Annotated in this window: 30 protein-coding genes; 17 read left to right on the top strand and 13 right to left on the bottom strand. The window is 63.0% G+C overall.

Features of this window, described 5'->3' with window-relative positions:
* Positions 1 to 36: 36 nt before the first annotated feature.
* The gene (locus RQP55_RS07065) at positions 37 to 537 is read right to left on the bottom strand and encodes a prepilin peptidase (RefSeq protein WP_315609484.1); all 501 of its coding nucleotides are present in this window, start codon (positions 535 to 537) and stop codon (positions 37 to 39) included.
* Positions 538 to 621: 84 nt separating this feature from the next.
* On the opposite strand from RQP55_RS07065, the gene RQP55_RS07060 reads away from it, so the two are divergent.
* Genes RQP55_RS07060 through RQP55_RS07050 form a run of 3 tightly spaced genes read left to right on the top strand, consistent with a single transcriptional unit; the run spans position 622 to position 2,885 of the window.
* The gene (locus RQP55_RS07060; RefSeq protein WP_315609483.1) at positions 622 to 1,560 is read left to right on the top strand and encodes an alpha/beta hydrolase; all 939 of its coding nucleotides are present in this window, start codon (positions 622 to 624) and stop codon (positions 1,558 to 1,560) included.
* Entirely contained in the window at positions 1,557 to 2,642 is a 1,086-nt protein-coding gene (locus tag RQP55_RS07055) for an FAD-binding oxidoreductase (protein ID WP_315609482.1), read from the top strand. Before RQP55_RS07060 ends, RQP55_RS07055 begins: the two co-directional genes overlap by 4 nt.
* Before the next feature lie 60 nt (positions 2,643 to 2,702).
* The gene (locus tag RQP55_RS07050; protein WP_315609481.1) at positions 2,703 to 2,885 is read left to right on the top strand and encodes a YegP family protein; all 183 of its coding nucleotides are present in this window, start codon (positions 2,703 to 2,705) and stop codon (positions 2,883 to 2,885) included.
* Here RQP55_RS07050 and rnhA read toward each other — a convergent pair.
* From rnhA to ispH, 3 genes are read right to left on the bottom strand one after another with little or no spacing between them, the layout of a single operon-like run.
* On the bottom strand, positions 2,882 to 3,322 hold the full coding sequence (gene rnhA / locus RQP55_RS07045; RefSeq protein WP_315609480.1) for a ribonuclease HI: 441 nt from the start codon (positions 3,320 to 3,322) through the stop codon (positions 2,882 to 2,884). The genes RQP55_RS07050 and rnhA overlap by 4 nt on opposite strands.
* A complete protein-coding gene (gene thrB / locus RQP55_RS07040) occupies positions 3,319 to 4,302 on the bottom strand; it encodes a homoserine kinase (protein ID WP_315609479.1) in 984 nt (327 codons plus the stop codon). Before thrB ends, rnhA begins: the two co-directional genes overlap by 4 nt.
* A gap of 9 nt (positions 4,303 to 4,311) precedes the next feature.
* On the bottom strand, positions 4,312 to 5,274 hold the full coding sequence (ispH, locus tag RQP55_RS07035; protein ID WP_315609478.1) for a 4-hydroxy-3-methylbut-2-enyl diphosphate reductase: 963 nt from the start codon (positions 5,272 to 5,274) through the stop codon (positions 4,312 to 4,314).
* Positions 5,275 to 5,345: 71 nt separating this feature from the next.
* On the opposite strand from ispH, the gene RQP55_RS07030 reads away from it, so the two are divergent.
* The 9 genes from RQP55_RS07030 to tatC all read left to right on the top strand — a co-directional run bounded on the left by RQP55_RS07030 (position 5,346) and on the right by tatC (position 12,506).
* Positions 5,346 to 5,996 carry a hypothetical protein gene (locus tag RQP55_RS07030; RefSeq protein ID WP_315609477.1) on the top strand — a complete coding sequence of 217 codons (651 nt, stop codon included), beginning with the start codon at positions 5,346 to 5,348 and terminating at the stop codon, positions 5,994 to 5,996.
* Positions 5,997 to 6,057: 61 nt separating this feature from the next.
* The gene (gene argS / locus RQP55_RS07025) at positions 6,058 to 7,803 is read left to right on the top strand and encodes an arginine--tRNA ligase (RefSeq protein ID WP_315609476.1); all 1,746 of its coding nucleotides are present in this window, start codon (positions 6,058 to 6,060) and stop codon (positions 7,801 to 7,803) included.
* A gap of 2 nt (positions 7,804 to 7,805) precedes the next feature.
* On the top strand, positions 7,806 to 8,546 hold the full coding sequence (locus RQP55_RS07020) for an SPOR domain-containing protein (protein WP_315609475.1): 741 nt from the start codon (positions 7,806 to 7,808) through the stop codon (positions 8,544 to 8,546).
* Between the two features lie 71 nt (positions 8,547 to 8,617).
* Entirely contained in the window at positions 8,618 to 9,646 is a 1,029-nt protein-coding gene (gene nagZ, locus RQP55_RS07015; RefSeq protein WP_315609474.1) for a beta-N-acetylhexosaminidase, read from the top strand.
* A gap of 23 nt (positions 9,647 to 9,669) precedes the next feature.
* Positions 9,670 to 10,443: a ScpA family protein gene (locus RQP55_RS07010; RefSeq protein ID WP_315609589.1), complete on the top strand. Its 774-nt coding sequence runs from the start codon at positions 9,670 to 9,672 to the stop codon at positions 10,441 to 10,443.
* On the top strand, positions 10,440 to 11,060 hold the full coding sequence (scpB, locus tag RQP55_RS07005; RefSeq protein WP_315609473.1) for an SMC-Scp complex subunit ScpB: 621 nt from the start codon (positions 10,440 to 10,442) through the stop codon (positions 11,058 to 11,060). Before RQP55_RS07010 ends, scpB begins: the two co-directional genes overlap by 4 nt.
* A 44-nt stretch (positions 11,061 to 11,104) precedes the next feature.
* Positions 11,105 to 11,332: a twin-arginine translocase TatA/TatE family subunit gene (locus RQP55_RS07000; protein ID WP_315609472.1), complete on the top strand. Its 228-nt coding sequence runs from the start codon at positions 11,105 to 11,107 to the stop codon at positions 11,330 to 11,332.
* A gap of 18 nt (positions 11,333 to 11,350) precedes the next feature.
* Positions 11,351 to 11,692, top strand: coding sequence for a Sec-independent protein translocase protein TatB (gene tatB, locus RQP55_RS06995; protein ID WP_315609471.1), 342 nt, complete (start codon positions 11,351 to 11,353; stop codon positions 11,690 to 11,692).
* 1 nt (position 11,693) lies between these two features.
* The gene (gene tatC, locus RQP55_RS06990; RefSeq protein ID WP_315609470.1) at positions 11,694 to 12,506 is read left to right on the top strand and encodes a twin-arginine translocase subunit TatC; all 813 of its coding nucleotides are present in this window, start codon (positions 11,694 to 11,696) and stop codon (positions 12,504 to 12,506) included.
* Between the two features lie 4 nt (positions 12,507 to 12,510).
* Here the strand turns inward: tatC and RQP55_RS06985 are convergent, their stop codons facing one another.
* Both RQP55_RS06985 and RQP55_RS06980 read right to left on the bottom strand, forming a co-directional pair.
* Entirely contained in the window at positions 12,511 to 14,160 is a 1,650-nt protein-coding gene (locus RQP55_RS06985) for an amidohydrolase (protein ID WP_410000274.1), read from the bottom strand.
* Positions 14,160 to 15,056 (bottom strand): NAD(P)-dependent oxidoreductase, encoded by an 897-nt coding sequence (locus tag RQP55_RS06980; protein ID WP_315609468.1) that lies wholly within the window; start codon positions 15,054 to 15,056, stop codon positions 14,160 to 14,162. Before RQP55_RS06980 ends, RQP55_RS06985 begins: the two co-directional genes overlap by 1 nt.
* A gap of 115 nt (positions 15,057 to 15,171) precedes the next feature.
* On the opposite strand from RQP55_RS06980, the gene RQP55_RS06975 reads away from it, so the two are divergent.
* Both RQP55_RS06975 and RQP55_RS06970 read left to right on the top strand, forming a co-directional pair.
* On the top strand, positions 15,172 to 16,407 hold the full coding sequence (locus tag RQP55_RS06975) for a threonine ammonia-lyase (protein ID WP_315609467.1): 1,236 nt from the start codon (positions 15,172 to 15,174) through the stop codon (positions 16,405 to 16,407).
* A gap of 139 nt (positions 16,408 to 16,546) precedes the next feature.
* Complete coding sequence (locus RQP55_RS06970; protein ID WP_315609466.1) at positions 16,547 to 17,404, top strand: arginyltransferase; 858 nt, start codon at positions 16,547 to 16,549, stop codon at positions 17,402 to 17,404.
* Between the two features lie 108 nt (positions 17,405 to 17,512).
* Here RQP55_RS06970 and RQP55_RS06965 read toward each other — a convergent pair whose 3' ends face one another.
* Complete coding sequence (locus RQP55_RS06965; protein ID WP_315609465.1) at positions 17,513 to 18,937, bottom strand: aldehyde dehydrogenase family protein; 1,425 nt, start codon at positions 18,935 to 18,937, stop codon at positions 17,513 to 17,515.
* Positions 18,938 to 19,093: 156 nt separating this feature from the next.
* Between RQP55_RS06965 and RQP55_RS06960 the strand changes: the two genes are divergently transcribed.
* Together RQP55_RS06960 and RQP55_RS06955 are read left to right on the top strand one after the other, a co-directional pair.
* A complete protein-coding gene (locus tag RQP55_RS06960; protein ID WP_315609588.1) occupies positions 19,094 to 19,300 on the top strand; it encodes a helix-turn-helix transcriptional regulator in 207 nt (68 codons plus the stop codon).
* On the top strand, positions 19,297 to 19,938 hold the full coding sequence (locus RQP55_RS06955) for a hypothetical protein (RefSeq protein WP_315609464.1): 642 nt from the start codon (positions 19,297 to 19,299) through the stop codon (positions 19,936 to 19,938). The genes RQP55_RS06960 and RQP55_RS06955 overlap by 4 nt, the downstream gene beginning before the upstream one ends.
* Here RQP55_RS06955 and RQP55_RS06950 read toward each other — a convergent pair.
* The 6 genes from RQP55_RS06950 to RQP55_RS06925 form a co-directional block, all read right to left on the bottom strand.
* On the bottom strand, positions 19,935 to 20,510 hold the full coding sequence (locus RQP55_RS06950) for a lysozyme (RefSeq protein ID WP_315609463.1): 576 nt from the start codon (positions 20,508 to 20,510) through the stop codon (positions 19,935 to 19,937). The genes RQP55_RS06955 and RQP55_RS06950 overlap by 4 nt on opposite strands.
* Before the next feature lie 131 nt (positions 20,511 to 20,641).
* A complete protein-coding gene (gene glnA / locus RQP55_RS06945; RefSeq protein ID WP_315609462.1) occupies positions 20,642 to 22,051 on the bottom strand; it encodes a type I glutamate--ammonia ligase in 1,410 nt (469 codons plus the stop codon).
* Between the two features lie 65 nt (positions 22,052 to 22,116).
* The gene (locus RQP55_RS06940; protein ID WP_315609461.1) at positions 22,117 to 22,455 is read right to left on the bottom strand and encodes a P-II family nitrogen regulator; all 339 of its coding nucleotides are present in this window, start codon (positions 22,453 to 22,455) and stop codon (positions 22,117 to 22,119) included.
* 261 nt (positions 22,456 to 22,716) lie between these two features.
* Positions 22,717 to 23,640, bottom strand: a complete 924-nt coding sequence (gene argC, locus RQP55_RS06935) for an N-acetyl-gamma-glutamyl-phosphate reductase (protein WP_315609460.1) — start codon at positions 23,638 to 23,640, stop codon at positions 22,717 to 22,719.
* A 1-nt stretch (position 23,641) separates the two neighbouring features.
* Positions 23,642 to 24,043, bottom strand: coding sequence for an SH3 domain-containing protein (locus RQP55_RS06930; protein WP_315609459.1), 402 nt, complete (start codon positions 24,041 to 24,043; stop codon positions 23,642 to 23,644).
* Positions 24,036 to 25,418, bottom strand: coding sequence for a leucyl aminopeptidase family protein (locus RQP55_RS06925; RefSeq protein ID WP_315609458.1), 1,383 nt, complete (start codon positions 25,416 to 25,418; stop codon positions 24,036 to 24,038). The genes RQP55_RS06930 and RQP55_RS06925 overlap by 8 nt, the downstream gene beginning before the upstream one ends.
* 50 nt (positions 25,419 to 25,468) lie before the next feature.
* Between RQP55_RS06925 and RQP55_RS06920 the strand changes: the two genes are divergently transcribed.
* Complete coding sequence (locus tag RQP55_RS06920) at positions 25,469 to 26,275, top strand: DUF3298 and DUF4163 domain-containing protein (RefSeq protein ID WP_315609457.1); 807 nt, start codon at positions 25,469 to 25,471, stop codon at positions 26,273 to 26,275.
* The last annotated feature ends 17 nt before the right edge of the window (positions 26,276 to 26,292 follow it).

Below are 26,292 nucleotides of genomic sequence, written 5' to 3'. Positions count from 1 at the left end.
TCAATCCGTAATGATGCCAAGTGGTTAAGATCAGGTTCACCCAATCCCACTTGCAACTGCCGCTGCCTTTGTGACAGGCAGGAACTGGCTTGCCAGGGTCCACAAACCGGCGCTGGAGATCGCAACGCCATAGGGAATGGCGAGCCGTTCGCGGCGGCGGCGCGCACCGTGCCAGAAGGCCAGCACGATGGTCAGCAGACCACCGAGCAGAGACATCATGACAACCAGCTTGAGAAACCAGAGCGGGCTGATCCAAAGCGCCAGAGCAGCCAGCAACTTCACATCGCCACCGCCCATCGCGCGCAGAGCAAACAGGCCGGCACAGATCGCCAAGGTTATCGCGGCGAGGCCGACTTGCCAGGCGACGCCCGGCCAAAGCCCCAGATCGCTGGCCCACCAGTAAAGCGGTGCGGTCAGTGCAATCGCCGCATTCAGCCAGTTATCGATTTGGCGACGGCGAATGTCGGTAACTGCGGCAACGACCAGCGCGATTGCCAAGGCCGCCAGCAGTACGTATTGGAATTCGATGTCCGGCATTGCCCGCCCCCTTGTCTCAAGGGCAGGAATACAGGGCATGGCTTACTAAACAGTAACCACCGTCAGGAGGCTGGAATTAGCCAAATGTCTGCTGCCTTCGCTCGCCGGGTTGTTCCGGCTGGAGCAATTGAGAGCAACTGGATCGCGGCTGATCGTCATCCCCTTCGCCGGATCGACTGGGTGCCACCCCATGCAAAGGGTTCGATCCTGTTTCTGACCGGGCGAGGAGACTTCTACGAGAAGTACATCGAGGCCATGGCTCGCTGGCACGACCGGAACTGGGCGGTCTCAGCATTTGATTGGCGCGGCCAGGGCGGCTCTGGTCGGCTGGGCAGCGATCCCTATACCGGTCATGTCGAAGACTTTGGCATCTGGGTCGAGGATCTGCGGCAATTCTGGCACGAATGGGTCAGCACGAAGCCGGGGCCGCATTTCGTGATCGGTCATTCGATGGGAGGGCATCTTGCCCTGCGGGCCACAGCGCAAGGCGCGATCAAACCAAAGGCATTGGTCTTGTCCGCACCCATGTTGGGCCTGCGCGATGGCAATATGCCCGATTGGCTGATGCATGCCGCAGCGCGGGTCATGTGCCGTTTGGGCGATCCACGCCGCCCGGCCTGGAAATGGAGTGATAAGCCTGGCCAGCCCCCGGATAGCCGGGGTGACCTGCTGACTCACGATGCTGATCGCTATGCCGATGAGCTGTGGTGGCGCGAACAGCGGCCCGAGCTGGTGATGGGGCCGGGTTCTTGGCGCTGGATCGAACGTGCCTATGCCTCAATGCAATGGCTGGCGCGCGACGCCGTGCTGGCATCGATCCAAATCCCCGTTCTTTTGCTCGCAACAGACCAGGACGCCTTGGTGAGCTTCAAGGCGATTGCGCGCGCGGCACAGCGGCTCCCGCACTGTGAACTGATAAATTTTGCCGATCGCGCCAGGCATGAAATTCTCCGGGAAGCGGACCCGGTGCGAACAGAGGCACTGGACCGCATCGATGCCTTTCTGGCACGGGCGTCAACATGAGCGAGCAATTTGATTTCGCCATTGTCGGAGCCGGTATCGCCGGAGCCTCGCTGGCTGCGGGTCTGGCTGCGCATGGCCGGATCGTGCTGCTCGAGGCGGAGCACAGTCCTGGTTATCATTCGACCGGGCGTTCAGCGGCCTTCTGGACCGAGAGCTATGGCGGGCCGCAGGTCCAGCCGTTGACCACCGCTTCGGGCCCGTTCCTGCAAGCGCATGGCTTTCTGACGCCGCGCGGGGCGTTGACCTTGGCGCGGGCCGAAGAACTGGCGGCCCTGACGGAATTTGCCGCAGAGTTCCGCGCGCTGGGTGTGCAGGTCGACGATCTGGACCGGACAGACTTGGAAGCCCGCCTGCCGGGCCTGAGCGGGCAATGGCTCGCAGGGGCCTATGAACCCGATTGCTGCGATATCGACGTTGCCGGGTTGCATCAGTATTGGCTGGCGGCGGCGCGTAAGGGCGGGGCCGAACAATGGATGCGAGCACGGCTGGCAGGTGCAACGCGAGCTGATGGCCAGTGGCAACTTGTGCTTGACGATGGCCGGACACTTACCACGCAGGTGCTCATCAATGCGGCGGGAGCTTGGGCTGACCCTGTGGCAGAAATGAGCGGGGTTAGCCGCCTTGGCATTCAACCCTATCGCCGCACCGTGGCACAGCTCGAGCTGGCGTCCGGTCCACCAAACGATTTGCCACTCGTGCTGGGGATCGATGGCCTGTTCTATTTCAAGCCAGAAGCCGGGCGGCTCTGGCTGAGCCCACACGATGAAACGCCAACCCCGCCTTGCGATGCAGCGCCTGAGGAACTGGACGTAGCCCTGGCGATTGATCGGTTTGCGCAAGTGGTCGATTGGCCGATCGTGCGGATTGAGCATCGCTGGGCTGGTCTGCGCTCTTTCGCGCCGGATCGCCTGCCAGTCTATGGTTTCGATCCTGAAGTTGCGGGCTTCTTCTGGTTTGCCGGACAGGGCGGCTTTGGCATCCAGACTGCGCCAGCCGCAGCTGACCTGGCCTGCCGGCTGCTGCTGGGTGAGGCACCGGGCGTCGTTGACCCGCATCCCTATGATCCAAAACGGTTTTACTAGCGAATCGTGTGATTTTCGATAGTTTGCGCGATCACCGCAAACCACGGAGGATTATCCCACATGGCTCATCGTTTCGAAATCCGCGCGAACAAGGCGGGCGAATTTGTCGCCTACTTCTGCTATAACACGGAAACGATCTTCTGGACCGAAGGCTACAGCAGCAGGGCTGGGGCGCAAAACGCCATCGCTTCGATCAAGAAGAATGGGCCCGATGCCGAGGTGGTCGATACCACCAAAGGCTAGGCCGGGTTGCCAGCCAGGGCCGCGTCGCTGGCCAATCGGTCAGCCCGTTCGTTTTCCGGATGGCCGTCGTGCCCTTTGACCCAGATCCAGTCGATCCGGTGGCGGCGGCGCGATTCCAGCAGCTCTTGCCAAAGGTCTGCATTCAGTACCGGCTTTTTCTGGGAATTGATCCAGCCGTTCTTCTGCCAGCCGAAGATCCACTTGGTGATCCCGTCGATCACGTAGCGGCTGTCGGTGTGGAGCGCGACATGGCACGGTTCCTTCAACGCATCGAGCGCGCGGATCACCGCGGTCAGCTCCATCCGGTTGTTGGTGGTGTGGGCTTCGTGGCCGGAGAGTTCCTTTTCATGCTGCCCCATCCGCAGCACCACGCCCCAGCCGCCGGGGCCGGGATTGCCCTTGCAGGCACCGTCGGTGAAGGCTTCGACCCGCTTCATGCCGCGGCGAAGACCCCCGCGTTGGCCGGGTCAGCATAGAATTCCAGCCGGCGTCCGAACGCGAGCGGGTCTTTGCGGGTCACCAGCGCATCGGCCGGAGTATTCACCCAGTCCCACGCGCGGGTCAGCGCGAACCGCAGGCAGGCTCCCCGCGCCAGCAGCGGCAGGGCGACGCGCTCTTGGATCGAAAGCGGGCGCACCGCTTCGTAACCGGCGATCAGTGCAGCGGACAGAGCAGGATCGAATTGGCGCCCGTCGTTCGAGAAGCACCAGGCGGCGTGGGTCACCGCAAGGTCATAGGCGAACAGGTCCGTGCAGGCGAAATAGAAGTCGATCAGGCCCGTGACCTCATCGCCCAGCATCAAGACATTATCGGGAAACAGATCGGCGTGGATCGTTCCGCTGGGTAGGTTTTCCGGCCACTGGGCAATCGCCGCGGGCAATTCCCGCGCGACCAGATCGGCAAAAGCGGGGTCGATCTCGGCCAGGCCCCCGGTTCCGCATTCATGCGCCAACCGCTGCCATTCAGCCCGGCCCATGGCGTTCTCGCGTTGGCCGGTGAAGTCGGCGGCGGCCAATTGCATCTGGGCCAGTGCCCGGCCAACAGCATGGGCCTGGCCGGGCGTGGGCGCGCTGACCGATACCCCGGGCAGGAACTCGATCAGGGCCACGGCCTTACCATCCAGCAGGCGGTACAGATTACCCTGCCGGTCATGGATGGTACGCGGTACCGGGCAACCCTTGGCCGAGAGATGATCGAGCAGCGAGAGGAAGAAGGGCAGTTCCTTCACCTCGATCCGAAACTCGTACATGGTCAGGATGAAGCGCGCGCCGGTACCATCCTTGCCGGTGGTTTCAACCAGCCAGTTGCTGTTCGAAATCCCCTCGGCAATGCCTTTGACCGAAGTCAGTTCGCCAACGTCAAACTCCGCAACAAGTTGGCCCAGAACTTCCGCGCCCAGATGGGTGTAAACCGCCACGCCGGGATCCTAGTCAGCCAGCTGCCGGGGCAGCTTGAACACAATCTTTTCCTCGGCGGTGACGACCTGTTCAACTTCAACTGAGCGGAACTCTCCGATCCGGTCGATCACTTCCTGGACCAAGGTCTCTGGGGCGGAAGCCCCGGCTGTGAGGCCCATCGTGGTGACACCTGCGAACCACGCCTCGTCAATCTCGCTGCCACGCTGGATTAGCCGTCCATCTGCGCCGCAGCGCTGGGCTACTTCGACCAGGCGTAGTGAATTTGAGCTGTTGGGTGCGCCGATCACAAGGACAAGCTGGCATTCCTCGGCAATTGCCTTGACTGCGGCTTGCCTGTTCGACGTGGCATAACAGATGTCCTCGGCCTTGGGGCCGGTGATGGTCGGGAAGCGATCCCGCAAAGCGGCGACGATTTCTGCAGTGTCGTCGACTGAAAGCGTTGTCTGTGTCAGGTAGGACAAGGGCGCGTCGGGCACGAAATCCAGCGCAGCCACTTCCTCAAGGGTCTCGACCAGAGTGATTGTGCCTTCCGGTACCTGACCGAATGTGCCGATGACTTCCGGGTGCCCTTTGTGCCCGATAAAGACGATATGGCGACCGGCCTCGATCTGGCGCTCAGCCTGCCGGTGTACCTTGCTGACCAACGGGCAGGTGGCATCGAGCCAGTCCAGCCCCCGTTCTGTCGCATTCGCTGGCACCGATTTAGGCACGCCATGCGCGCTGAACACCACCGGCGCGCCATCGGGCACCTCGTTCAGTTCCTCCACGAAAACGGCGCCCTTGGCGCGCAGCCCGTCAACCACGAAGCGGTTATGCACGATCTCGTGTCGGACATAGACCGGCGCGCCATAGCGGGTCAGGGCGCGCTCAACGATTTCGATCGCGCGATCAACTCCGGCGCAAAATCCGCGTGGGGCGGCCAGCAAGAGGCGGAGGGCAGGCTTGTCAGGTTGCGGAAAGGGCGCGTTCATGTTCGTCCCCCTAGCGTTTTGACACTGACGCCGCTAGGGCAAGTTCTGCCCTTTGACAGGAACCTGCCAGAATGACGCCTCGCACTCGCCTATATGCCGCTGTTGCCCTTGCCGCCGCTCTTGGTGGGTGTCGCGGGGCCGGGGACCTGGTGGTCGATGAAAGCGTTGGCATCACCGCCGTGCGCAGCACCTGCCCCGCCGTTGGCGTACCGGACTATACCGGGGATATTACCCTGTTCCGCAATCCCGGCTCTACGACGGCAGACGGCATCGATGTGGTCGGCGCGCTGACCAATGTCCGCTCGACCTGCAACGAGACCGGCGAGAAGGTCTACACTTCGGCGACTTTCGATGTGCTGGCGCGACGCAGCGATACCCGCGGCGAACGCCAAGTGACGCTGCCTTACTTTGTCACTGTCCTGCGCGGTGGCAGCGCGGTGATTTCCAAGCGCGTCGGCTCGGTGACCATTAATTTCGCCGATGGCCAGGAACGCGCCCAGGCCAGCGGCATGGCCAGCGCCTATGTTGACAAGGCAGAGGCCAGCCTTCCTGCCGACATCCGCGAACAGATCACTCGCAAGCGCAAGGCTGGTGATGCCGATGCCGCGATCGATCCGCTTTCGCGGCCCGAGGTCAAGGCTGCGGTCGCCCGGGCGACCTTTGAAGTGCTGGTGGGCTTCCAGCTTACCCAGGACCAGCTGACCTACAACGCCACGCGCTGAACATTAGCCTTCCAACGCGGGAAGGTTTCATTTCTGGCGTAAACGGGCTAACCGGCGCGCCATGACTGCTGTCCAGACCATTCACGCCGCTTTTGTCGGCCATATCGCTGCTGCGCTTGATGCGCTGGAAAAGGCCGGAACCCTGCCCGGCGGCCTCAACCGCGCCGCGGTGACGGTGGAGCCACCGCGCGACCCCAGCCACGGTGACCTGGCCACCAATGCCGCCATGGTCCTGGCCAAGCCGGCCGGCATGAACCCGCGGGCGCTGGCCGAAGCGCTGGTCTCCGAATTGACTAAGGTGCCGGGCGTCGCTTCGGCCGAGATTGCCGGCCCGGGCTTTATCAACCTGTGGGTCGATGCATCGGCATGGCTGACCGAACTGCGGGCCATCGCTGCGCTGGGTGGTGATTATGGCCGCTCTGCCATGGGGCAGGGCAGCACGGTCAACATTGAATATGTCTCTGCCAACCCGACCGGGCCGATGCATATGGGCCACTGCCGCGGCGCGGTGGTGGGCGATGCGCTGGCGACCTTGCTGGAATTCGCCGGGCACAAGGTGATCCGCGAATATTACGTCAACGATGCCGGCGCGCAGGTCGATGTTCTCGCCCGCTCGGCGCACGTTCGTTACCGCGAAGCGCTGGGCGAGGCCGTTGGGGCTATTCCCGAAGGCCTCTATCCCGGTGAATACCTGATCCCGGTCGGCCAGGCGTTCGCCGCAGAATTCGGGGACAAGTACGCGCATTCGCCCGAGGCCGATTGGCTTGTGCTGTTCCGCACCCGCGCGGTTGCTGCAATGCTTGAGATGATCAAGGCCGACCTGGCGTTGCTGGGTATCCATCATGACCTGTTCTCGTCCGAGGCGGAACTGCAAGCTGCTGGCAAGCCGGACGAGGCGGAAAAATGGCTACGTGCGCACGACCTGGTCTACGACGGCCAGCTTGAAGCGCCCAAGGGCAAGACGCCTGAGGATTGGGAACCGGTTGAGCTGCCGCTGTTTCGATCGACCAAGTTTGGTGATGATCAGGATCGCCCGATCAAGAAGAGCAGTGGCGAGTGGACCTATTTCGGCGCCGACCTCGCCTATCACTTCCAGAAAGCACAAAGCGCCGATGCTCTGGTCGATATCTGGGGTGCGGATCACGCCGGTACGGTAAAGCGGATCAAGGCCGCGGTTGCTGCCATGACCGGCGCTGAAGGCAGGCCAACCCCGTTTGAGGTCAAGCTGGTGCAGATGGTCCAGCTGATGAAGGGCGGTCAGCCCTTCAAGATGTCAAAGCGGGCCGGGAACTTTGTGACCCTGGCCGATGTGGTCGAAATGGTGGGCAAGGACGTGGTCCGCTTTACCATGCTCACCCGCAAGCCCGACGCGCAGATGGACTTTGATTTCGACAAGGTGGTCGAAGCCTCGAAGGACAATCCGGTGTTTTACGTCCAGTATGCCCATGCCCGGATCCGCTCGACCCTGCGCAAGGCCGCGGCTGAGGGGTTTGCCCCCGGCGATGCCGCGCTTGACCAGCTGGGTGAGGAAGAGCTCGGATTGATTAAGCTGGCGGCGCAGTTCCCGCGGCTGGTCGAAGCCGCTGCCGTCGCGCGAGAGCCGCATCGCGTTGCGTTCTTCCTCCAGGATCTGGCCGCTGCATTCCATGGGTATTGGAATGTCGGCAATGACCGTCCCGAAAAGCGCTTCATCGTGGCACAAAATTCGGCCCTGACTGCTGCAAGGCTTTATCTTGCAACGCAAATCGGGCAACTTGTCCGCAATGGCCTCTCGCTCCTTGGCGTGGAGGCGGTGGAGGAAATGTGACGATGGTTGGGGATAGCGACGATCGCCGTGGTGCGGATGGCTGGGACGAGCAGGGCGGTGACCGTCTGGAAACCGAACAGCTTGAACTGAACGAGCCGAATGAGCGCCTTCCCTGGCTCGAAAGTGCCGACGATGATGAAGACGATAATGATGGTTATGACACCGGTCGTTTCGTCGCGATGTTTGGCGGCGCTATTGCGCTGCTCGCTGCCGTGGTTGGCGGAATCTGGTGGTTCACTCATTCGGGGACTGACCCTGAACTCGTGGCTGACGGTAGCGTGGTCCCCGCTCCGGCAGAGCCTTACAAGACAACTCCGGCCAACCCGGGTGGGAAAACCTTCGACGGTACCGGCGACTTGAGCTTTGCTGCGTCTGAAGGCCAGAGCCGTACGCCGGTAATCGGCGGAGCAGGCGAAGGCGGAGCCGCCCCGGCTGCTTTAACTGCGCCGGCTGCGTCGCAGGCGCCGGCACCTGCGGCTTCGGCATCAGTTGCTCCGGCCGCGTCGGGCGGGGTGGGTGTACAGGTTGGCGCATTCTCATCGCAGGCCAGCGCGGAAGCGGGCTGGACCAAGCTGGTGGCGCAGGCAAATGGCGCGCTTTCGGGCGTTTCGCACCGCGTGGTTGCCGGCACGGCCGACAATGGCACGATTTATCGCCTTCAGGCCGTCCAGCCAGATCGGGCCTCGGCCGCAGGGCTGTGCGGCCGCCTGAAAGCGGCGGGTATTTCCTGTCAGGTCAAGTAAGCCCGTAATCCACACGCTGTTGGGGTGACCCGCTTGCGCGGCGGGGCACTTCCTGCGACCGTTGCCAGACCATGACACCAGCGATTTTCGGCCTTTCCGGACTGCGCCTGACCGCCAATGAGCGGGCGTTTTTCCGCGATTCCGATCCGGCGGGCTACATCCTGTTTGGCCGCAATATCGAAAGCCGCGAGCAGGTGCGCGCGCTGACGGATGAACTGCGGTCGATCCACGGCCGGGACAGGCTGTTGATCACGATCGATCAGGAGGGCGGCCGAGTTGCGCGGATGAAACCGCCGGTCTGGCCGGCCTATCCCGCGGGCGCGGCCTTCGATGCGCTGTTTGATTTGGCTCCGGCGTCAGCGATCGAAGCTGCCCGCGCCAATGCCGAAGCGCTGGGGCATGATCTGCACGAAGTTGGCATCACCTGCACGCACGCTCCGGTTCTCGATGTCCGACAACATGGCGCGCACGATGTGATCGGTGATCGCGCCTATGGGTTCGAACCGCTGCGGGTGGCAGCAATCGGGCGTGCGGTGCTGGATGGCCTGTCCCGGGCCGGGGTGGTCGGCACGATCAAGCACATGCCTGGCCACGGCCGTTCGCTGGTCGATACGCACAAGGAATTGCCGACTGTCACGGCCAGCGCAGAAGAGCTGGAAAGCGATATCGCCCCATTCAAGGCTCTGGCCGATGCGCCGATCGCGATGACGGGGCACCTGGTGTTCACCGCCTGGGATGCGCACCGCCCGGCAACGCAGTCTCCCTTTGTGATCGAGCAGATCATCCGGGGGCAGATCGGTTTTGATGGTCTGCTGCTGACCGACGATCTTGATATGGAAGCCCTGTCCGGCACGGTGCCGGAACGGGCCGAGACGGCGATCCGCGCCGGCTGCGACATCGCGCTGAACTGCTGGGGCAAGATGCCCGACATGATCGGGATCTGCGAACGGGTGGGGGCCATGTCGGCAGTATCGGCTGAGCGCCATGCGCGCGCACTCGATGCGATCTGCGCGCCGCAGTCATCTGCCGAGCAGGCCGAACTGGTGGTCAAGCGCGATGCCTTGCTGGCGCTGTTGCAAGCGGCTGAGGCCAAGGCGTGAGCGAGCTCGACGACGCCCCCGCCATTACCCTGCCCGAGGATGACTGGGCCGGCCCTGGCGCTGCCGCGACCGAGGATGCGGCGCTCTATCTTGAGCTGGATGGCTGGGAAGGGCCGCTTGACCTGCTGCTTGACCTGGCACGCCGGCAAAAGGTGGACCTGCGCAAGATTTCAATCCTCGAACTGGTTGACCAGTACCTGACCTATATTGAGCAGGCCGAGGTGCTGCGGCTCGAACTGGCGGCGGACTATCTCGTGATGGCAGCCTGGTTGGCTTACCTCAAATCGGCGCTGCTGCTGCCGCGCGATGAGCAGGAAGACCCTAGCCCCGAGGAACTGGCGCTGCGCCTGCAACTGCGGCTCCAGCGGCTGGCAGCGATGCGCGATGCTGCCGCGCGGCTGATGGGGCGTGACCGGTTGGGCCGCGACGTTTTCCTGCGCGGCGCCCCCGAAGGGCTGCGGGTCGATCGCAAGGCCAAGTGGCAGTGTGACTGGTTTGCGCTGGTCCAGGCCTATGGCCAGGTTAAGGCGCGTACCGCGCCGGTGGTGCACATGGTGCGCGACCGGATGGTGATGACCCTCGACAGCGCGCTGGCGCGGGTTTCGTCGATGCTGGGTGTCAATATCGACTGGATGGACCTGAAGGACTTCCTTCCGCCGCATGCCGATCCGAAGCTGCGCCGGTCCGCCATGGCATCCAGCTTCGTTGCCGCGCTTGAACTGGCGCGGCTGGGCAAGGCGGAATTGCAGCAGGAACATACTTTTGGTCCGCTGATGCTGCGTGGAGTCAAGGCATGAGCAAGCCGGACGACCTGGTCCGTGCGGTTGAGGCAACGCTGTTCGCAGCCGAAGAGCCGATGAGCGCCGATGCGATTTCGACGCACCTGGGCGGGGCCGACGTGAAAGCGGCGTTGGCCGAACTGGCCGAAACCTACCGGGAGCGCGGCATCCAGCTGGTTGAGCGGGCCAAGCGCTGGCATTTCCAGACCGCGCCAGATCTGGCCCACCTGCTGCGGCGTGAGCGTGAGGAAGTGCGACGACTCTCTCGCGCGGCCACTGAAGTGCTGGCGATCGTCGCCTATCACGAGCCGGTCAGCCGGGCCGAGGTTGAAGCAATCCGCGGGGTCCAGACGGCCAAGGGTACGCTCGACGTGCTGATGGAGGCAGGCTGGGTGCGGATCGTTGGTCGCCGCGAAGTTCCGGGGCGCCCGGTGATCTACGCGACAACGCCTGAGTTTCTCACGCACTTCGGCCTTGAAAGCCGCCGCGATCTGCCCGGGCTGGACGAGCTCAAGGCCGCCGGCCTGCTTGATCCGGTTGACGATGCCTTGGCCGATGCAATGGAAACTGCAGCCGAACGCCGCGAAGCGGCCGCAGTTGAAGCTGGACTGGCAAGCGAAGACGAAAGCGCCTAGATAGAGACTGACGGGGGTACAGTCCTCGAATTGGAGTCGGTTAAATGGGCAGTTTTTCTATCTGGCACTGGCTGATCGTATTGCTGGTCGTGCTGATCCTGTTCGGTCGCGGCCGCGTGTCCGAAATCATGGGCGATTTCGGCAAGGGCATCAAAAGCTTCAAGCAGGGCATGGCGGATGAAGAGACCAAACCCGCCGCGCCGCCAGCGCAGATTCCCGCACCGGGTGAGACTGCTGTGACGGGCGAGACCAGCAAGACCGAACAGAAGTAAGCAGGCGAGAACAGGCGCGTGTTCGATATTGGCGCCTCAGAGCTTCTGCTCATCGTGATCGTGGCGGTGGTGGTGATTGGTCCGAAGGACCTGCCGCTGGCGCTGCGCACGGCCGGGCGCTGGATTGGCAAGGTCCGGCGGGTTTCCGGCCATTTCCGCGCCGGTGTGGAAACCATGATCCGCGAGGCGGAACTCGCCGAAATGGAAAAGAAGTGGCGCGAGCAGAACGAGGCGATCATGCGTGAGCATCCGCCTGAAAGCGCCAGCGCGGAAGCGGCCTTGATCGGTCAGGACCCGGGCACGCCAAAGGTCGATGAACCGGCCAATCCGGATCAGCCAAAGCCGGATCAGGCGGCCTGATATGGTGCTGAAGATTAAGGACATCGATGAAAGCCAGGCCCCGCTGCTTGATCACCTGATCGAGCTGCGCGCGCGGCTGATGCGCTGCATCCTGGCGCTGCTGGTGGCCTTTGGCGTGTGCTTCTATTTTGCCAACGATATCTTCGGCTTCCTGGTTCGCCCGTTGACCGATGCCTTTCCACCGGGGCAAGGCAAGTTGATCTACACGCAGCTCTATGGGGCCTTCTTCGTCAACGTGAAGGTTGCGCTGTTCGCGGCCTTCCTGGTCTGTTTCCCGATCATCGCCAACCAGCTTTGGGCTTTCGTCGCACCTGGGCTCTACGCCAAGGAAAAGAAGGCCTTTCTGCCGTTCCTGCTGGCAACGCCGATCCTGTTCACCGCCGGCGCGGCGCTGGCCTATTTCGTGGTCATGCCAACTGCATTCCACTTTTTCCTGGGCTTTGAAGGGCAGCGCGGCGGACTCTCGACCGAGGCCCTGCCGGAGATCGGGGCTTACCTCAGTCTGGTGATGCAGTTCATCATGGCCTTCGGGATCAGCTTCCTGCTGCCGGTGCTGCTGCTGTTGTTGAACCGAGCCGGAATTCTTAGCCGCGATGACCTGGTGCGGGCGCGGCGTTATGTGATTGTCGGCATCACGATCATCGCGGCGGTGATTACCCCGCCAGACGTGATATCGCAGCTAATGCTCGCGGTGCCGCTGTGGCTGCTTTACGAAAGCGCCCTGCTGATCATGTGGTTTACGGACCGCAAGGATCGCGCCGAAGCAGCCAAGGGCACGGCCTTGGTCACCTCGCCGGGTGAGCCGCAGCCCTGACGCCTCAGTTGCCGCGCTGGTGTACCAGCTGGCCGCCAATCCAGACTTGCCGCACTTGTGTCGCGCGGACCTCAGCCGGGGTGGCCAGCATCGGATCGCGGTCGATCAACAGGAAATCGGCCCGCTCGCCGCGTTGCAGTCGGCCGAACCGTCCTTCGGCAAAGCCTGCCCAGGCGCCGCCCGCGGTATAGGCAGCCAGCGCCAGTTCGCGGCTCACCCGCTCCTGCGGTTGCCAACCACCAAGCGGCTGCCCGTCCGGCCCGGTGCGGCTGATCGCTGCTGCAAACCCTGCCCAAGGATCGGATAGTTCCACCGGCACGTCCGATCCGAACGCCAGCTTTGCCCCGCTTGCGGCCAGGCTATGCCAGGCATAGGCCCCGGTCAGCCGGTTCGGACCCAATCGCGCTTCGGCCATCAACCGGTCAGAGGTCTGGTGGACTGGCTGCATTGAAGCGATCACGCCGGCCTTGGCGAACCGCGGGATATCGGCTGGATCAAGGATCTGTGCATGTTCGATCCGCCAGCGCCGATCACCCTGATAGGTCTGGTTCATATCCTCGATCGCGGTAAGGGCAGCGGCATTGGCTTCGTCCCCGATCGCGTGGATGGCCACCTGAAAGTGATCGAGCGCGGCGCGGCTCATGAAATTCTTGAGTTGGGTATCGCCGGTCACGCGCAGGCCCTTGACCCCGGGGGCATCGCTATAGGGAGCCTTCAGGCTGGCTCCGCGCGATCCGAGCGCACCATCGGAATAGAGCTTTACCCCATTGAGCCGCAGCTTGTCGTCATAGAGCCAGAGCGAGGGGCCGGGTCCGCCGATCAGGGCCATGTTCTCGGTCCCGCCGGCATAGGCCATGATCCGCACCCGCAGCGCGCCGTTATCGCCGGCCCGGCGAAAGGCCTGCCAGTCTTCGATCGTAGTGCCCATGTCGGCAATCGCGGTCACCCCACGAGACAGCAGGATTTCCTGCGCTTTCGCCAGGGCCAGGTCACGATCTTCGGGACGGGGTGCTGGCACGGCTTTGGCAACCAGCTCAGTTGCATTGTCAACCAGGACACCGGCCGGCTTGCCGCCAGCCAGGCGTTCAATCGAGCCGCCAGCGGGCGCCTTGGTCAGCGCGCTTATCCCGGCTGCGGCCAGTGCCTTGGAATTGGCCCAGCCGGCATGGCCATCGACCCGTTCCAGCCAGACCGGACGATCGCCAACCACGGCATCGAGTTCGGCGGCGGTGGGAAAACGCTTTTCCGGCCACAGTTCCTGGTTCCAGCCGCGCCCCAGGATCCATGGCCGGTCCGGGTTGGCCTTGGCAAAGGCGGCAACCTTGGCGAGTGCTTCGGCCAGTGATCGGGTGTCGGTCAGGTCAAGGGTCAGGGCCGAAAAACCAAGGCCCATCACATGGCCGTGGCTGTCGATCATCCCGGGGACCATGACCTGGCCCTTGCCGTCGACGAAATAGTCCACCTTGCCCGGGCGCTTGTCACCCCGGTGCAGGACCTGCACGATCCGGCCATCGTCGCCGATCAACAGGCCGTTGAAACGTTCGACCCCTCCTGTGCCATCGATGGTCAATCCTTCGACATTGTCGACCAGCGTATCGGCGAGGGCCGGGGCGGACAGGGCTAGCGCCGCAGTGGCGCCCAGCAAGGCGCGGATCACGCGCCGCCCCGCTTGGGCAGGCGGCGGATCAGCGAAGACGTATCCTGTCGGCCACCGCCAAGAGCCTGCACTTCGGCATAGAATTGATCGATCAGCGCGGTGACGCCCAGCGAAACGCCCAGCGAACGACCTTCTTCCAGCGTCAGGCCCAGGTCCTTGCGCATCCAGTCCACCGCAAAGCCAAAGTCGAATTCGTCCTTGGCCATGGTGTGCCAACGGTTGTCCATCTGCCAGGACTGCGAAGCGCCGCCCGAGATCGCCTCGTAGACCTTGTCGAGATCAAGGTGAGCAGCCTGAGCAAAGCGCATGGCTTCTGACAGGCTGGCCAGGACACCGGCGAAAGCGATCTGGTTGACCATCTTGGTGGTCTGCCCAGCTCCCGCTTTGCCAACATGGACGATCCGTTTGGTATAGGCTTCCATGATCGGGCGCGCTGCCTCGATTGCTTCATCGCGGCCGCCGCACATTACTGTCAGCGTGCCATTCTCGGCCCCGGCCTGCCCCCCGGTAACCGGCGCGTCAACGCAGTGGACCTGAAGGTCACGTGCTTCGACTGCGATCTGCCGGGCGATCCGCGCGGAAACAGTGGTGTGATCCACGAACACAGCGCCCTTGCGCAGCGTAGCGAAGACGCCCGTCGGACCCAGGACGACGTCGGCCAGGTCATCGTCGTTGCCAACGCAGGTCAATACGACCTGCGCGCCTTCGGCGGCTTCGGCCGGGCTTTGCGCCACGCGGACGGCAAGGCCAGGATTAGCCTCCTGCCACTTGGCCAGCCGTTCCGGGCTGCGGTTGTAGATGGTCAGCTTGTGACCAGCATTGCCGATATGCCGCGCAATGGCGCCGCCCATTACGCCCAGGCCGAGGAAGGATACGTGTTTCGGTTCGCTCATATCCGTGGTCATAGCGCTTTGGGCAGGCTTTTCCAGACAGGCTTAGGGCGGGTGCGCATTTCTTCGCTTGCAGTGGTTTGCAAGGGAACGTGCTTTCCGTTACGGCCCGGGCATCATGACCAGCCTTGTTCAGACGTCCGCCCTCCTGACCCTCGACGATGTTCGGGCAGCGGCGTCGCGGATTGCTGGCGCGGTAGTGCGCACAGATATCGACCATTCGCAGACGCTGAGTGAGATTACTGGCGCGCACGTCTGGCTGAAGTTCGAAAACCTGCAATTCACTGCAGCATACAAGGAACGCGGCGCGCTCAACGCGATGTTGCTGATGGACCCGGAAAAGCGATCGCGCGGGGTGATTGCAGCTTCAGCCGGCAACCACGCGCAGGGCCTGTCGTACCACGGCACCAAGCTGGGCGTGCCGGTGACAATCGTGATGCCGCGCACCACGCCTTCGGTGAAGGTGATGCAGACCGAGGCCGTCGGCGGCAAGGTCGTTTTGCATGGTGAGACATTTGACGAGGCCTATGCTCACGCCCGCCAGCTTGAGCAGGACCTTGGCCTGACATTCGTCCACCCCTTTGACGATCCGCATGTCGCCGCGGGTCAGGGCACCGTCGCGCTGGAAATGCTCGAGGACGTGCCTGAACTCGATACGCTGGTGATCCCGATTGGCGGTGGTGGCCTTGCCTCGGGGATGAGCGTTGCGGCCCGCGCGATCAAACCGGACATTCGGATCATTGGTGTGGAGGCTGAGCTGTTTCCCTCAATGTACAACCGGCTCAAAGGCACGGACCTGCCTTGTGCGGGGGACACCCTGGCAGAAGGCATCGCGGTGCAGGAACCGGGCGCCTTTACCAGCAAGGTCCTCGCAGAATTGCTCGATGATCTGGTCTTGGTAACTGAAGGCCAGATGGAGCGGGCGCTGGCACTTTTGGTTCAGATCGAAAAGACCGTGGTCGAAGGCGCCGGTGCGGCCGGGCTTGCTGCGGTAATGGCCTATCCTGAGCTCTTCAAAGACCGCAAGGTCGGCATAGTGCTGACCGGTGGCAACATCGATACGCGCTTGCTGGCCAATGTGCTGCTGCGCGATCTGGCGCGTTCGGGCCGTCTCGCCCGCTTGCGCCTGACCTTGCAGGATCGGCCGGGCGCGCTGTTCAAGGTGATGCGTGAGTTTGACAAGCACTCGGTCAACATCATCGAGATCTACCACCAGCGGATCTTCACGACGCTGCCGGCCAAGGGCCTGATCACCGATATTGAGTGCGAGGCGCGCGATGCCGATCAGCTCGATGCGCTGGTCGCCTCGCTGCGCACTGCCGGCTATTCGGTCACGCAGGTCGAGCTGGGCTGAGCCGGCCGGCCAGCGGCCGAGCGCGCCGCTGTGCAAAATAACGAACCATTTACCCCGTTTCGTGGTTAAAAGTCTTTCAACACCCACCCCGGGCGGGCATAAAGATCGGCATTAACCCGGCAGAGGATTCTTGCGCCCCGTGAACGCCCCCGTGCGCTTTCCCCGGTTCTTCGTGACCAGCCCTGCGCCGTGCCCCTATTTGCCGGGGCGCAGCGAGCGCAAGGTATTCACGGAACTGAAGGGCCCGCATGCCGATGCGCTCAACGATGCGCTTGGCCGGATCGGCTTTCGCCGCAGCCAAACCGTGGCTTACCGGCCATCCTGCATTGATTGTAACGCCTGTGTTTCGGTGCGCGTGGTGGCGGAAGAATTTCGCCCCTCTTCAACCCAGCGGCGCAATTTGAAGCGGAACGGTGACCTGGTCACCACGTTCTGCCGACCCTGGTCAACGTCCGAACAGTTCGAGCTGCTCCAGCGATACCTGGGTGAGCGCCATCCCGGCGGCGGCATGGCCAGCATGGACGAGATAGATTTTGCCGACATGGTCGAGCATACGCCGGTTGATAGCTACCTGGTCGAATATCGTGAGCCGACCGTCGATGGCTCGCCAGGCCGCCTGGTCGGCGCCTGCCTGACCGACAAGCAGGGCGATGGGCTGTCGATGATCTACAGCTTCTATGATCCTGATCATGCTGATCGATCCGGCCTCGGTAACTATATCATTCTCGACCATATCCGCCGCGCTAACGAAATGGCCCTTCCTTTCGTTTATCTTGGCTATTGGGTCGAAGGGGCCCAGCGGATGCAATACAAGGTCCGCTATCGCCCGCTGGAGCGGCTGACGCGTGCCGGCTGGGACCGGATCAGCGATGCCGAGCAGGACCGTCTGATCGCTGCCGCGATAAGCCCGCGCGCCGCAGCCCAGCCGCTTGACGGCAGCGGCAAAGATGGCGTGCCCGGCGGGCAAGACCAGTACCGGCTGGCCGATCCGGCCTGATCCTGGCCTTTTGCCGCGGTTCCGCCGTGGCCTCATCACAGAGCGCGGCAAAAAATAAGCCCCTCCCTGCCGAAGCAGGAAGGGGCCATTTCCAGTATGGCTGTCAGATCAGGCGGGCAGGCCGCTGATCGATTTCATTTCCATGAAGTCCTTCAGGCCAGCCAGACCGCCTTCGCGCCCATTGCCCGACTGCTTGTAGCCGCCGAACGGCGCGCCCGGTGTTGGCCCCCAGTTGTTGATCGCGACCATGCCTGCGCGCAGCTTGGCGGCAACAGGGGCAGCCTTGGCTGGATCGCCGGTAATTGCGGCCGACAGGCCATATTCGGTGGCGTTGGCCAGCTCGATACCCTGTTCGAGGTTGTCATAGGCCATGATCGTGGCGACCGGGCCGAAGATTTCCTCATTGGCGATGCGCATGTCCGGGGTCACGCCCGAGAAGACGGTCGGCTGGACATAGTAGCCGCGGTTGACGCCGGCGGGCAGGTCGGTGCCGCCGGTTTCAAGCTTGGCGCCTTCGTCGATTGCCGACTGGATCAGTTCGCGAACCTTGTCGTACTGGGCCTTGTTGACCAGCGGGCCAAGGTGGTTGCCTTCGGCCATGGGGTCACCCACCGGAGTGTGCGAATACATGTTCCGATAGAACGCGACGGCTTCCTCCTCGCGGTCTTTGGCCACCAGCACCTTGGTCGGGCTGATGCACGATTGGCCGGTGTTGACCAGCGGGCCCATCGCCACCGGGGCGAGCTGGGTGGCAAAGTCGGCATCGGGCAGGACCAGGTTGGGCGACTTGCCGCCCAGTTCCTGATGGACGCGCTTGACGGTTGGCGCGGCGGCGATCGCCACGGCGATCCCGGCGCGGGTCGAGCCGGTGAAGCTGACCATTTCGATGTCCGGGTGGCTCGAGATCGCGTTGCCAGTGGTCGGGCCATCGCCCTGGACCAGGTTGAACACGCCCGGCGGCACGCCAGCGGCGTCCAGGATCTCGGCAAAGATTGCCGCGTTGGTCGGGCATTCTTCCGAAGGCTTCAGGACCATGGTGTTGCCGGCGGCGAGGGCCGGGGCAACCTTGAGCGCGATCTGGTTAAGCGGCCAGTTCCACGGAGTGATCATGCCGACCACGCCAATCGGTTCATAGGCCACCTTAAAGCCCGGACCGTCTTCCATGAAGTCAAAGTCCTTAAGCGCGGCAATCGTGCTCATGAAGCCGCCGATCCCGGCACCGACCTGGGCCGTCCCGGCGAAGGAGACTGGCGCGCCCATTTCTTCGGCCATGGCGACAGCAAGGTCGGCACCGCGCTTCTTGTATTCGGCAACGATCCGGTTGAGCAGGTCCAGCCGCTCTTCCTTGGTGGTCTGGCTAAAGGTTTTGAAAGCACGGCGGGCGGCCTTCACCGCCTTGTCGACATCGGCGGCCGTGCCAACCGAAATCACGGCGCAGGCTTCCTCGGTGGCCGGATTGATTACCTCGCGGCGGGCGCCACCTTCGCTGTCCACCCACTTGCCATCGATATAGTGCTGCAGCCGTTCGCGCATCGCGAATCTCCCTTAATGGATCGATTAAACCCAGACTATGTCGGGCCCGGCGGACAATATTTCAAGCGCCAATCTTACCGGCGTTGCCTGACAAGAATTCTTGACAGGTCGATCAGAATCGGTAAAGAGTTCTTTACAGGTCAGGAAAGGGCGGCGGTGGAAAACCGGTTGAAGGAACTGCGCGAGACAGCGGGTTGGAGCCAGGGCGAACTGGCCCGGCGGCTTGGCGTTTCGCGCCAGACGATCAACGCGGTGGAAACCGACAAGTACGATCCCAGCCTGCCGCTGGCATTGCGCATGGCCAAACTGTTTGGCTGCGCGGTGCCGGAACTATTCATTGATCACTGGGAACCGGAGATATGACGATGGCAGCGTCGCAAAAAGCGTGGAGCAAGATGATCCTGCAGGCCGTGATCGGCGGCTTAGTTGGTTTTTCGGCTGCCTACTTCGGGGTGCACATTCCGGGGGTTGAGCGGATTGCTCAGCAGCCTGGTGCACTGGCCTTGGCGGCAGTGGGGCTGATTTATCTGCTGATGGGGCTGATCGTCGGATTGGTTGGCGCCAACCCGCAAGCCAGCGCAGCGATGCTGAATGTTGGCGATGTTGAGGATGCCCGCGCCCAGCGGCCAGTCTTGATTGCCAGTGGCGTGGTCTTCCTGATGCTGGGTAGTGCCCAACTGCTGCTTGCCATGGCTGCGACTGGCGGGCCCGTGCCCCCGATCGTCGCGATTTCGGCAATGGCCCTTGCCATAACCATGACCGGTGTCCTGTCCTGGCTGCAATGGTCTCGGTATGACGAACTGCTCAAGCAGGTCTCATGGGAATCGAGCGCGTTTGCGCTCGCTGTTCTCGGTACCTTGCTGCTTGGCTGGGCGATCCTGGCGCAGTTCGGTTCCGGCGTAGCGATCGATCCGATGGGATTGATCGCAATGCTGATGGGTTCGATCCTGGTGGGTTCCTTTGTTGCGACCGGGCGGCGCGGCATGCTCATGCCAGTTTAGGTGCCCCGATAGATCGTGGCTTCAGCCTCGCGGCGACGGACCAGTCCGGGCAGGCGCCTGCCGCCGGCAAGGACCCATTTGCCAAATTCAGCAGCAGCGCCGTCGTAATCGCCTGCTTTGTGTAGCCTGGTCAGGCTGGCACGGGCGATTGCCCCAGTGTTGTAATGAAAGCTGACCAGGGCATCGAACTGACCTTGCGTGGTGGGCGTGTCGCCCAGTGCGCGGGATACTTCGCTACTGTAGCGCGCAAGGTCCGTCTCCAGCCGGGCATCGCATTGCTGTGCGGTCCAGACCGTGCCGGGGCCAATCCCCTTGCCGGTCGCACCCCAACCGATCGTCCAGGGGGCGCCGCCTGTGCCGGGATCGGGGTAGGCTTCGAACTGGCCATCCGCGCGCCGCTTGGCGCAACCTTCGAACTGCTTGATCAGGGCGATGCCGGCGGGGCCGATCTGGTGCGACGGAGCGACAGCCAGAGCCGCATCGATTGCGGTATCAAGCACGGAAACCTCGGCGGCATGAAAGCCGCGGCCCAGCAATTGGCGGACTGCATCGAAGATCGGCTTGCGGTTCATGGGAAGGGCCCTCAGTCACGGAAGGCCAGCCAGTTACACCAGGCAAGCTGCTGTAGGAAAATGGTTCTGTGCAAACGCGAAGGGCGCCCGGATCGCTCCGGACGCCCCCTCGGTGAACTGTCAACCGCTGGTTAGAGGCTGTAGTACATGTCGAATTCGACGGCCGACGGCGTGGTTTCCCAGCGCATCACTTCCGGCCACTTCAGTTCGATGTAGCTTTCGATCTGGTCCTTGGTGAACACGCCGCCTTGCAGCAGGAAGTCGTGATCGGCTTCCAGGCTTTCCAGTGCTTCGCGCAGCGAACCGCAGACGGTCGGCACCTGAGCCAGTTCGGCCGGCGGCAGATCGTAGAGGTTCTTGTCCATGGCTTCGCCCGGGTGGATCTTGTTCTTGATCCCGTCGAGGCCGGCCATCAGCAGCGCCGAATAGCACAGGTAGGGGTTGGCCATCGCATCGGGGAAGCGGAATTCCACGCGCTTGGCCTTGTCGCCGGCGCCATAGGGGATGCGGCACGAGGCCGAGCGGTTGCGGGCCGAATAGGCCAGCAGCACCGGCGCTTCATAGCCCGGCACCAGGCGCTTGTAGCTGTTGGTGGTCGGGTTGGTGAAGGCGTTCAGGGCCTTGGCATGCTTGATCACGCCGCCGATGAAGTACAGGCACATGTCGGAAAGACCGGCATAGCCGTTGCCGGCGAACAGCGGCTTGCCGCCTTCCCACAGCGAGATGTGGGTATGCATGCCCGAACCGTTATCGGTCTTGATCGGCTTCGGCATGAAGGTCGCCGTCTTGCCATAGGCCTGGGCCACCTGCTGCACGACATACTTGTAAACCTGCATCCGGTCAGCGGTCTGCACCAGGGTGCCGAAGGTCAGGCCAAGCTCGTGCTGGGCCGAGGCCACTTCGTGGTGGTGCTTGTCGCAGGGCAGGCCCATTTCGAGCATGGTCGAAACCATTTCGCCGCGGATGTCGACGCAGCTGTCAACCGGAGCAACAGGGAAGTAACCGCCCTTGGCGCGCGGACGGTGGGCCAGGTTGCCACCGTCGTATTCGCGGTTGCTGTTGGTCGGCAGTTCGATGTCGTCGATCTTGAAGCCGTTGCCATCATATCCGTCATAGAAACGGACGTCGTCGAACAGGAAGAACTCGGCTTCCGGGCCAACATAGACGGTGTCACCGAAGCCAGTGGTCTTGACGTAGGCTTCGGCGCGCTTCGCGGTCGAGCGCGGGTCACGGCCATAGAGGTCGCCGGTCGAAGGTTCGACGATGTCGCAGGTGATGATCAGCATCGGCGTGGCGCTGAACGGATCGACAAAGACCGAGTCCAGATCCGGCTTCAGGATCATGTCGGATTCGTTGATGGCCTTCCAACCTTCAATCGACGAACCGTCGAACATCAGGCCGTCTTCCAGCTCATCCTCACCCATCACGTGGGCACACATGGTAAGATGCTGCCACTTGCCCTTGGGATCGGTGAAACGCAGATCGACCCATTCGATCTCCTCGTCCTTGATCCGCTTGATGATGTCCTTGGCCTTGCTCATTGGTCTTCCTTCTTGATGACCCCGGCCATCGGCCGCGGGCGAGTGTTCCGGATAGATTGGTTGGATCAGATCGCGTCGTTGTCGCGCTCACCCGTGCGGATACGCACGGCGCGTTCGACGGGGATGACAAAAATCTTGCCATCGCCAATGCGGCCGGTCTGGGCGGCATTGCAAATGGCTTCCACGGTGCGGTCGGCCAGATCGTCGGGTACGACGACTTCAAGCTTCACCTTGGGCAGGAAATCGACGACGTATTCGGCACCGCGATAGAGTTCGGTATGGCCCTTCTGGCGGCCAAAGCCCTTGGCTTCGGTCACGGTGATGCCGGAAACACCGACTTCGTGCAGCGCTTCCTTCACCTCATCGAGCTTGAACGGCTTGATGATCGCTTCGATCTTTTTCACTTGTCATTCCCCTGCGCGCTGCGCCGGTACCAGTCCGACTTTCACCGGATCCGGTCCTGACGTTCGAGTGCCGCTCCAAAATCCGGAATCAAGAATCGTGCCAGCGGCGATAGTCCGGCCCTAGGACAAGCCGCTGCGGTCGAAAAGAGTGGATTCGCAAGATTTGAATCGAAACGTATGCGCGCCTGATTCAATTCATGCGCGCAACCCCGCCAAATGTTGCCTGAATTTTCAGCAGGGCCTGCCTAAAAAATGGGCAAATTAGAGATTGAGGCCAGCAGTCTCATCCAGGCCGGCCATCAGGTTTAGGCTCTGCACTGCAGCCCCGCTGGCGCCTTTGCCCAGGTTGTCGAGCCGCGCAACCAGTCGCGCCTGCGCTCCATCCTTCGCCCCGAACACCCATAGATCAAGCCGATCTGACGGTTGCATTGAACGGCGCAGCAGCAGCTCGTCCTTCGGCTCATCATGCACGGTCACGACCTTGCTGTCGGCATAGAATTCCACCAGCGCCAGCCTAAGCACCTCCGGCGATCCGGCCATTGGCATGGCGCTGAGCGGCAACGGCACTTCAACCACCATGCCGCGGTGGGCGTCGATCACCGCCGGGGCGAACAGGGGCGGGTGGGCCAAGCCAGCATAGCGCTGCATTTCGGGCACGTGCTTGTGGCCCATGCCAAGGCCATAAGCGCGAAAGGCAATGTCACCATCTTCGTCAAACCGCTGGATCAGCGCCTTGCCACCACCCGAATAGCCGGAGACAGCGTTGATGGTATAAGGCCAATCGGCTGGCAGCAGCCCCGCGCGGACCAGCGGTGCGACCAGGCTGAGGAAGCCGGTGGGGTAGCAGCCCGGATTGGTAACGCGGCTGGCCGCGGCAACGGCCGCTCTGCCGCTCAATTCGGGGAAGCCATAGGTCCAGCCATCGGCCACGCGGTGGGCGCTGGATGCGTCGATAATCCGCACTGCCGCGCCTTCGGCAAGGGCAAGTGCTTCCTTTGCCGCATCGTCGGGCAGGCACAGCACGGCAAAGTCGGCCGCGTGATAGGCATCGCGCCGCGCCCCCGCATCCTTGCGGGCTTCGCCATCAAGGATCAGCAGTTCAAATTCGGTGCGGGGGGCGAGCCGCTCGACGATCTCCAGCCCGGTGGTCCCGGCGGCGCCATCGATGAAAACCCTGTGCGCCACTTCAGGCTTCGAGCGCTTCGACCGGCAGATAGCCGACAAAGCCATCTTCGCCGACCTGGCCCCAGGCCCAGCCGCCGGTCACGTCGAGCAGGTTGAATAGCGTGCCGCCTGCCAGTTGCTCGCGCACTTCGGCATCGGCCCGGTTGCCGGAAAGCAGGTTCGCACCCTGAGCCACGATCCTGCGCGGCATCGGCACGGCATAGTGCGGCACGAAGCAGCGCCCCGCCAGGCGAATGTGCGCCAGGTCCCCACGCACCGGCCAGTGCGCGTCATCAAGCTTTTCGGCCGGGCCGGACAGGCCAAACTGGCCTTCGGGAATGGCGGTTACGGTCAAGGTTTCGTGCCCCGAAAACTGGAAGATGGGGCGATTAGCCGCGCTGGCGGCATAGGGCAAGTTATCCATAGCGTCCCTTCAACAGTCCCCAGGCGGCGCGAAGTCCCAGGGCATCGCCGCCCTTGGGCCGGCCCGGCTTGGCGGCCGGCCGCCAGGCGAAGGTGTCGAAGTGGGCCCAGTCGGTCCCCGCGGGCACGAACCGGTCAAGGAACAGCGCGCCGACCGAGGCCCCGGCAAAGCCGTTGCTGCTGGAATTGTTGAGATCGGCAATGTCGCTTTTCAGGTATTCGCGGTAGCCGTCATAAAGCGGCAGGCGCCAGCAGGGGTCATTGGCCGCATCGCCGGCCGCCAGCATTTCGGCGGCCGTTTCGTCACGGCGGGTGAACAGAGCGGGCAGATCTGGCCCCACGGCCACCCGCGCCGCGCCGGTCAGCGTGGCAAAGTCGATCACCAGTTCGGGCTGGTCCTCACCCGCACGGGTGAGTGCATCACCAAGGACAAGCCGTCCTTCGGCGTCGGTGTTGCCGATCTCGACGGACAGGCCGGCCCGGCTCTTGAGCACGTCGCCCGGCCGGAAGGCATTGCCCGAAATTGCGTTCTCCACCGCCGGGATCAGCAGGTGCAGCCGGACGTTCAGGTGGTGCTGCATGATCAGTTGGGCCAGGGCGAGGGCATGGGCCGCGCCGCCCATGTCCTTCTTCATCAGCGCCATGCCCGAGGCCGGTTTGATATCCAGCCCGCCGCTGTCAAAGCAGACGCCCTTGCCGACGATCGCCAGTTTCGGATGCCGGGGATCGCCCCAGGTAAGTTCCAGCAAGCGCGGGGCGTGGTGCCGGGCGGCCGCCCGACCCACTGCGTGGATCATCGGATAGCCCTGCTCCAGCGCATCGCCGCTGGTTACTTTGACCTCGGCTTTGAAAGTCTTGGCAATACGCTCAACCTCGGCTTCCAGCTGCGATGGACCCATATCCTCGGCGGGTGTGTTGACCATGTCGCGCACGAGGGCGGTCGCGGCAACTTCAGCGAGGATCGGCTCAATCGCGTGCACCGCCTTGGTCAGCAACACCCGAGGGCCTTCCTCGGAAGGCTCGGCGCGATAGCGGTCAAAACGGTATTGTCCGGCGGCCCAGCCGAACAGCGCAGGGCTGCTGTCAGCATTGGCCAGGCGATAGGTGCCGGCAGGAAGGCTTTCGCCCAGTCTAGATAGACACCAGGTGCCCAGATCGGCAGTATCGGTAACGCCGGCCACCACCGACCAGTCATCGCCATTGGGGATAATCGCGTGTTCGAACGGGTTGGCCGCAAATTTCTGCGCGGCCAGTGCAGCGCGCGCATTTCCAGGCAAGGCCCGCAAAAAGTCCTCCAGTCCGGCCTTGGTTACCACGTGGATCTGCGTGGCAGATTGTTCCCGGTCGGGCTGGATCGTTGCATGCTTATCGGTCATGGTCCTGCCATAGCCGCGCTTCGGCGCGAGGTGCGAGAGGAAATTGGCAAATGCGCAAGGCTTCGATCCTGTTCCTGCTGCTGCTGGCGGCCTGTGTTCCGGAAAAGAATGAGGCCAAGGTGCCAGAGGCCACCACTGCTGCCGCAACAGAAGCCGCTGCAACCGCTGCCGCCACGATCGCGCCGCTGGCCCGCAAAACGCAGGAGCGGACCTCTTCCTTCCTGTTCGAATACAACTATCCCGCTGAAGCTGCTGCTATCCCATCGTTGGTCGCTGAGCTGGAAGCAGATTTGGCCAAGCGACGGCGCGAACTGGCCGAAGCGGCAAAGGAAGGTCGCGCTTTGGCCAAAGAGTCCGACTTTGAATTCAACCCTTATAGCTACACGGTCAATTGGACTGTCGTGGCCGATTTGCCCGGCTGGCTGAGCCTGACGGCGGGGGCAGAAGAGTATACCGGCGGCGCCCACCCTAACCATTGGGCTCAGGCCCTGTTGTGGGATAAATCTGCCGACCAGAGCCGGGTGGCCTCCGATCTGTTCATTTCCCGTGCCGCACTTGCCTCGGCAATCCGCGAACCCTTCTGCAAGGCGCTCAACCGCGAACGGGCCGAGCGCCGGGGCGAGCCGGTCAGCGCGGATAGTGACGACCAGTTCGACCAGTGCATTGACCCGACAGCATCGACCGTGATCCTTGGCTCGTCGAACAAGCAACAGTTTGACCGGATCGGAATACTGATCGCACCTTACGAGGCCGGGCCCTATGCCGAAGGTGAGTATGAGATCACCTTGCCGGTAACCAAGGCGGTGCTGGCCGTGGTCAAGCCGCAATACCGGTCAGTCTTTGCGCTGGGCCGCTGAAGCCAGTCTCGCTTTTT

It is taken from the genome of Novosphingobium sp. APW14 (assembly GCF_032337075.1).
GTDB lineage: Bacteria > Pseudomonadota > Alphaproteobacteria > Sphingomonadales > Sphingomonadaceae > Novosphingobium.
Note: the sequence above shows the minus strand (reverse complement) of the source record. Positions and strands in the feature narration are given on the sequence as shown.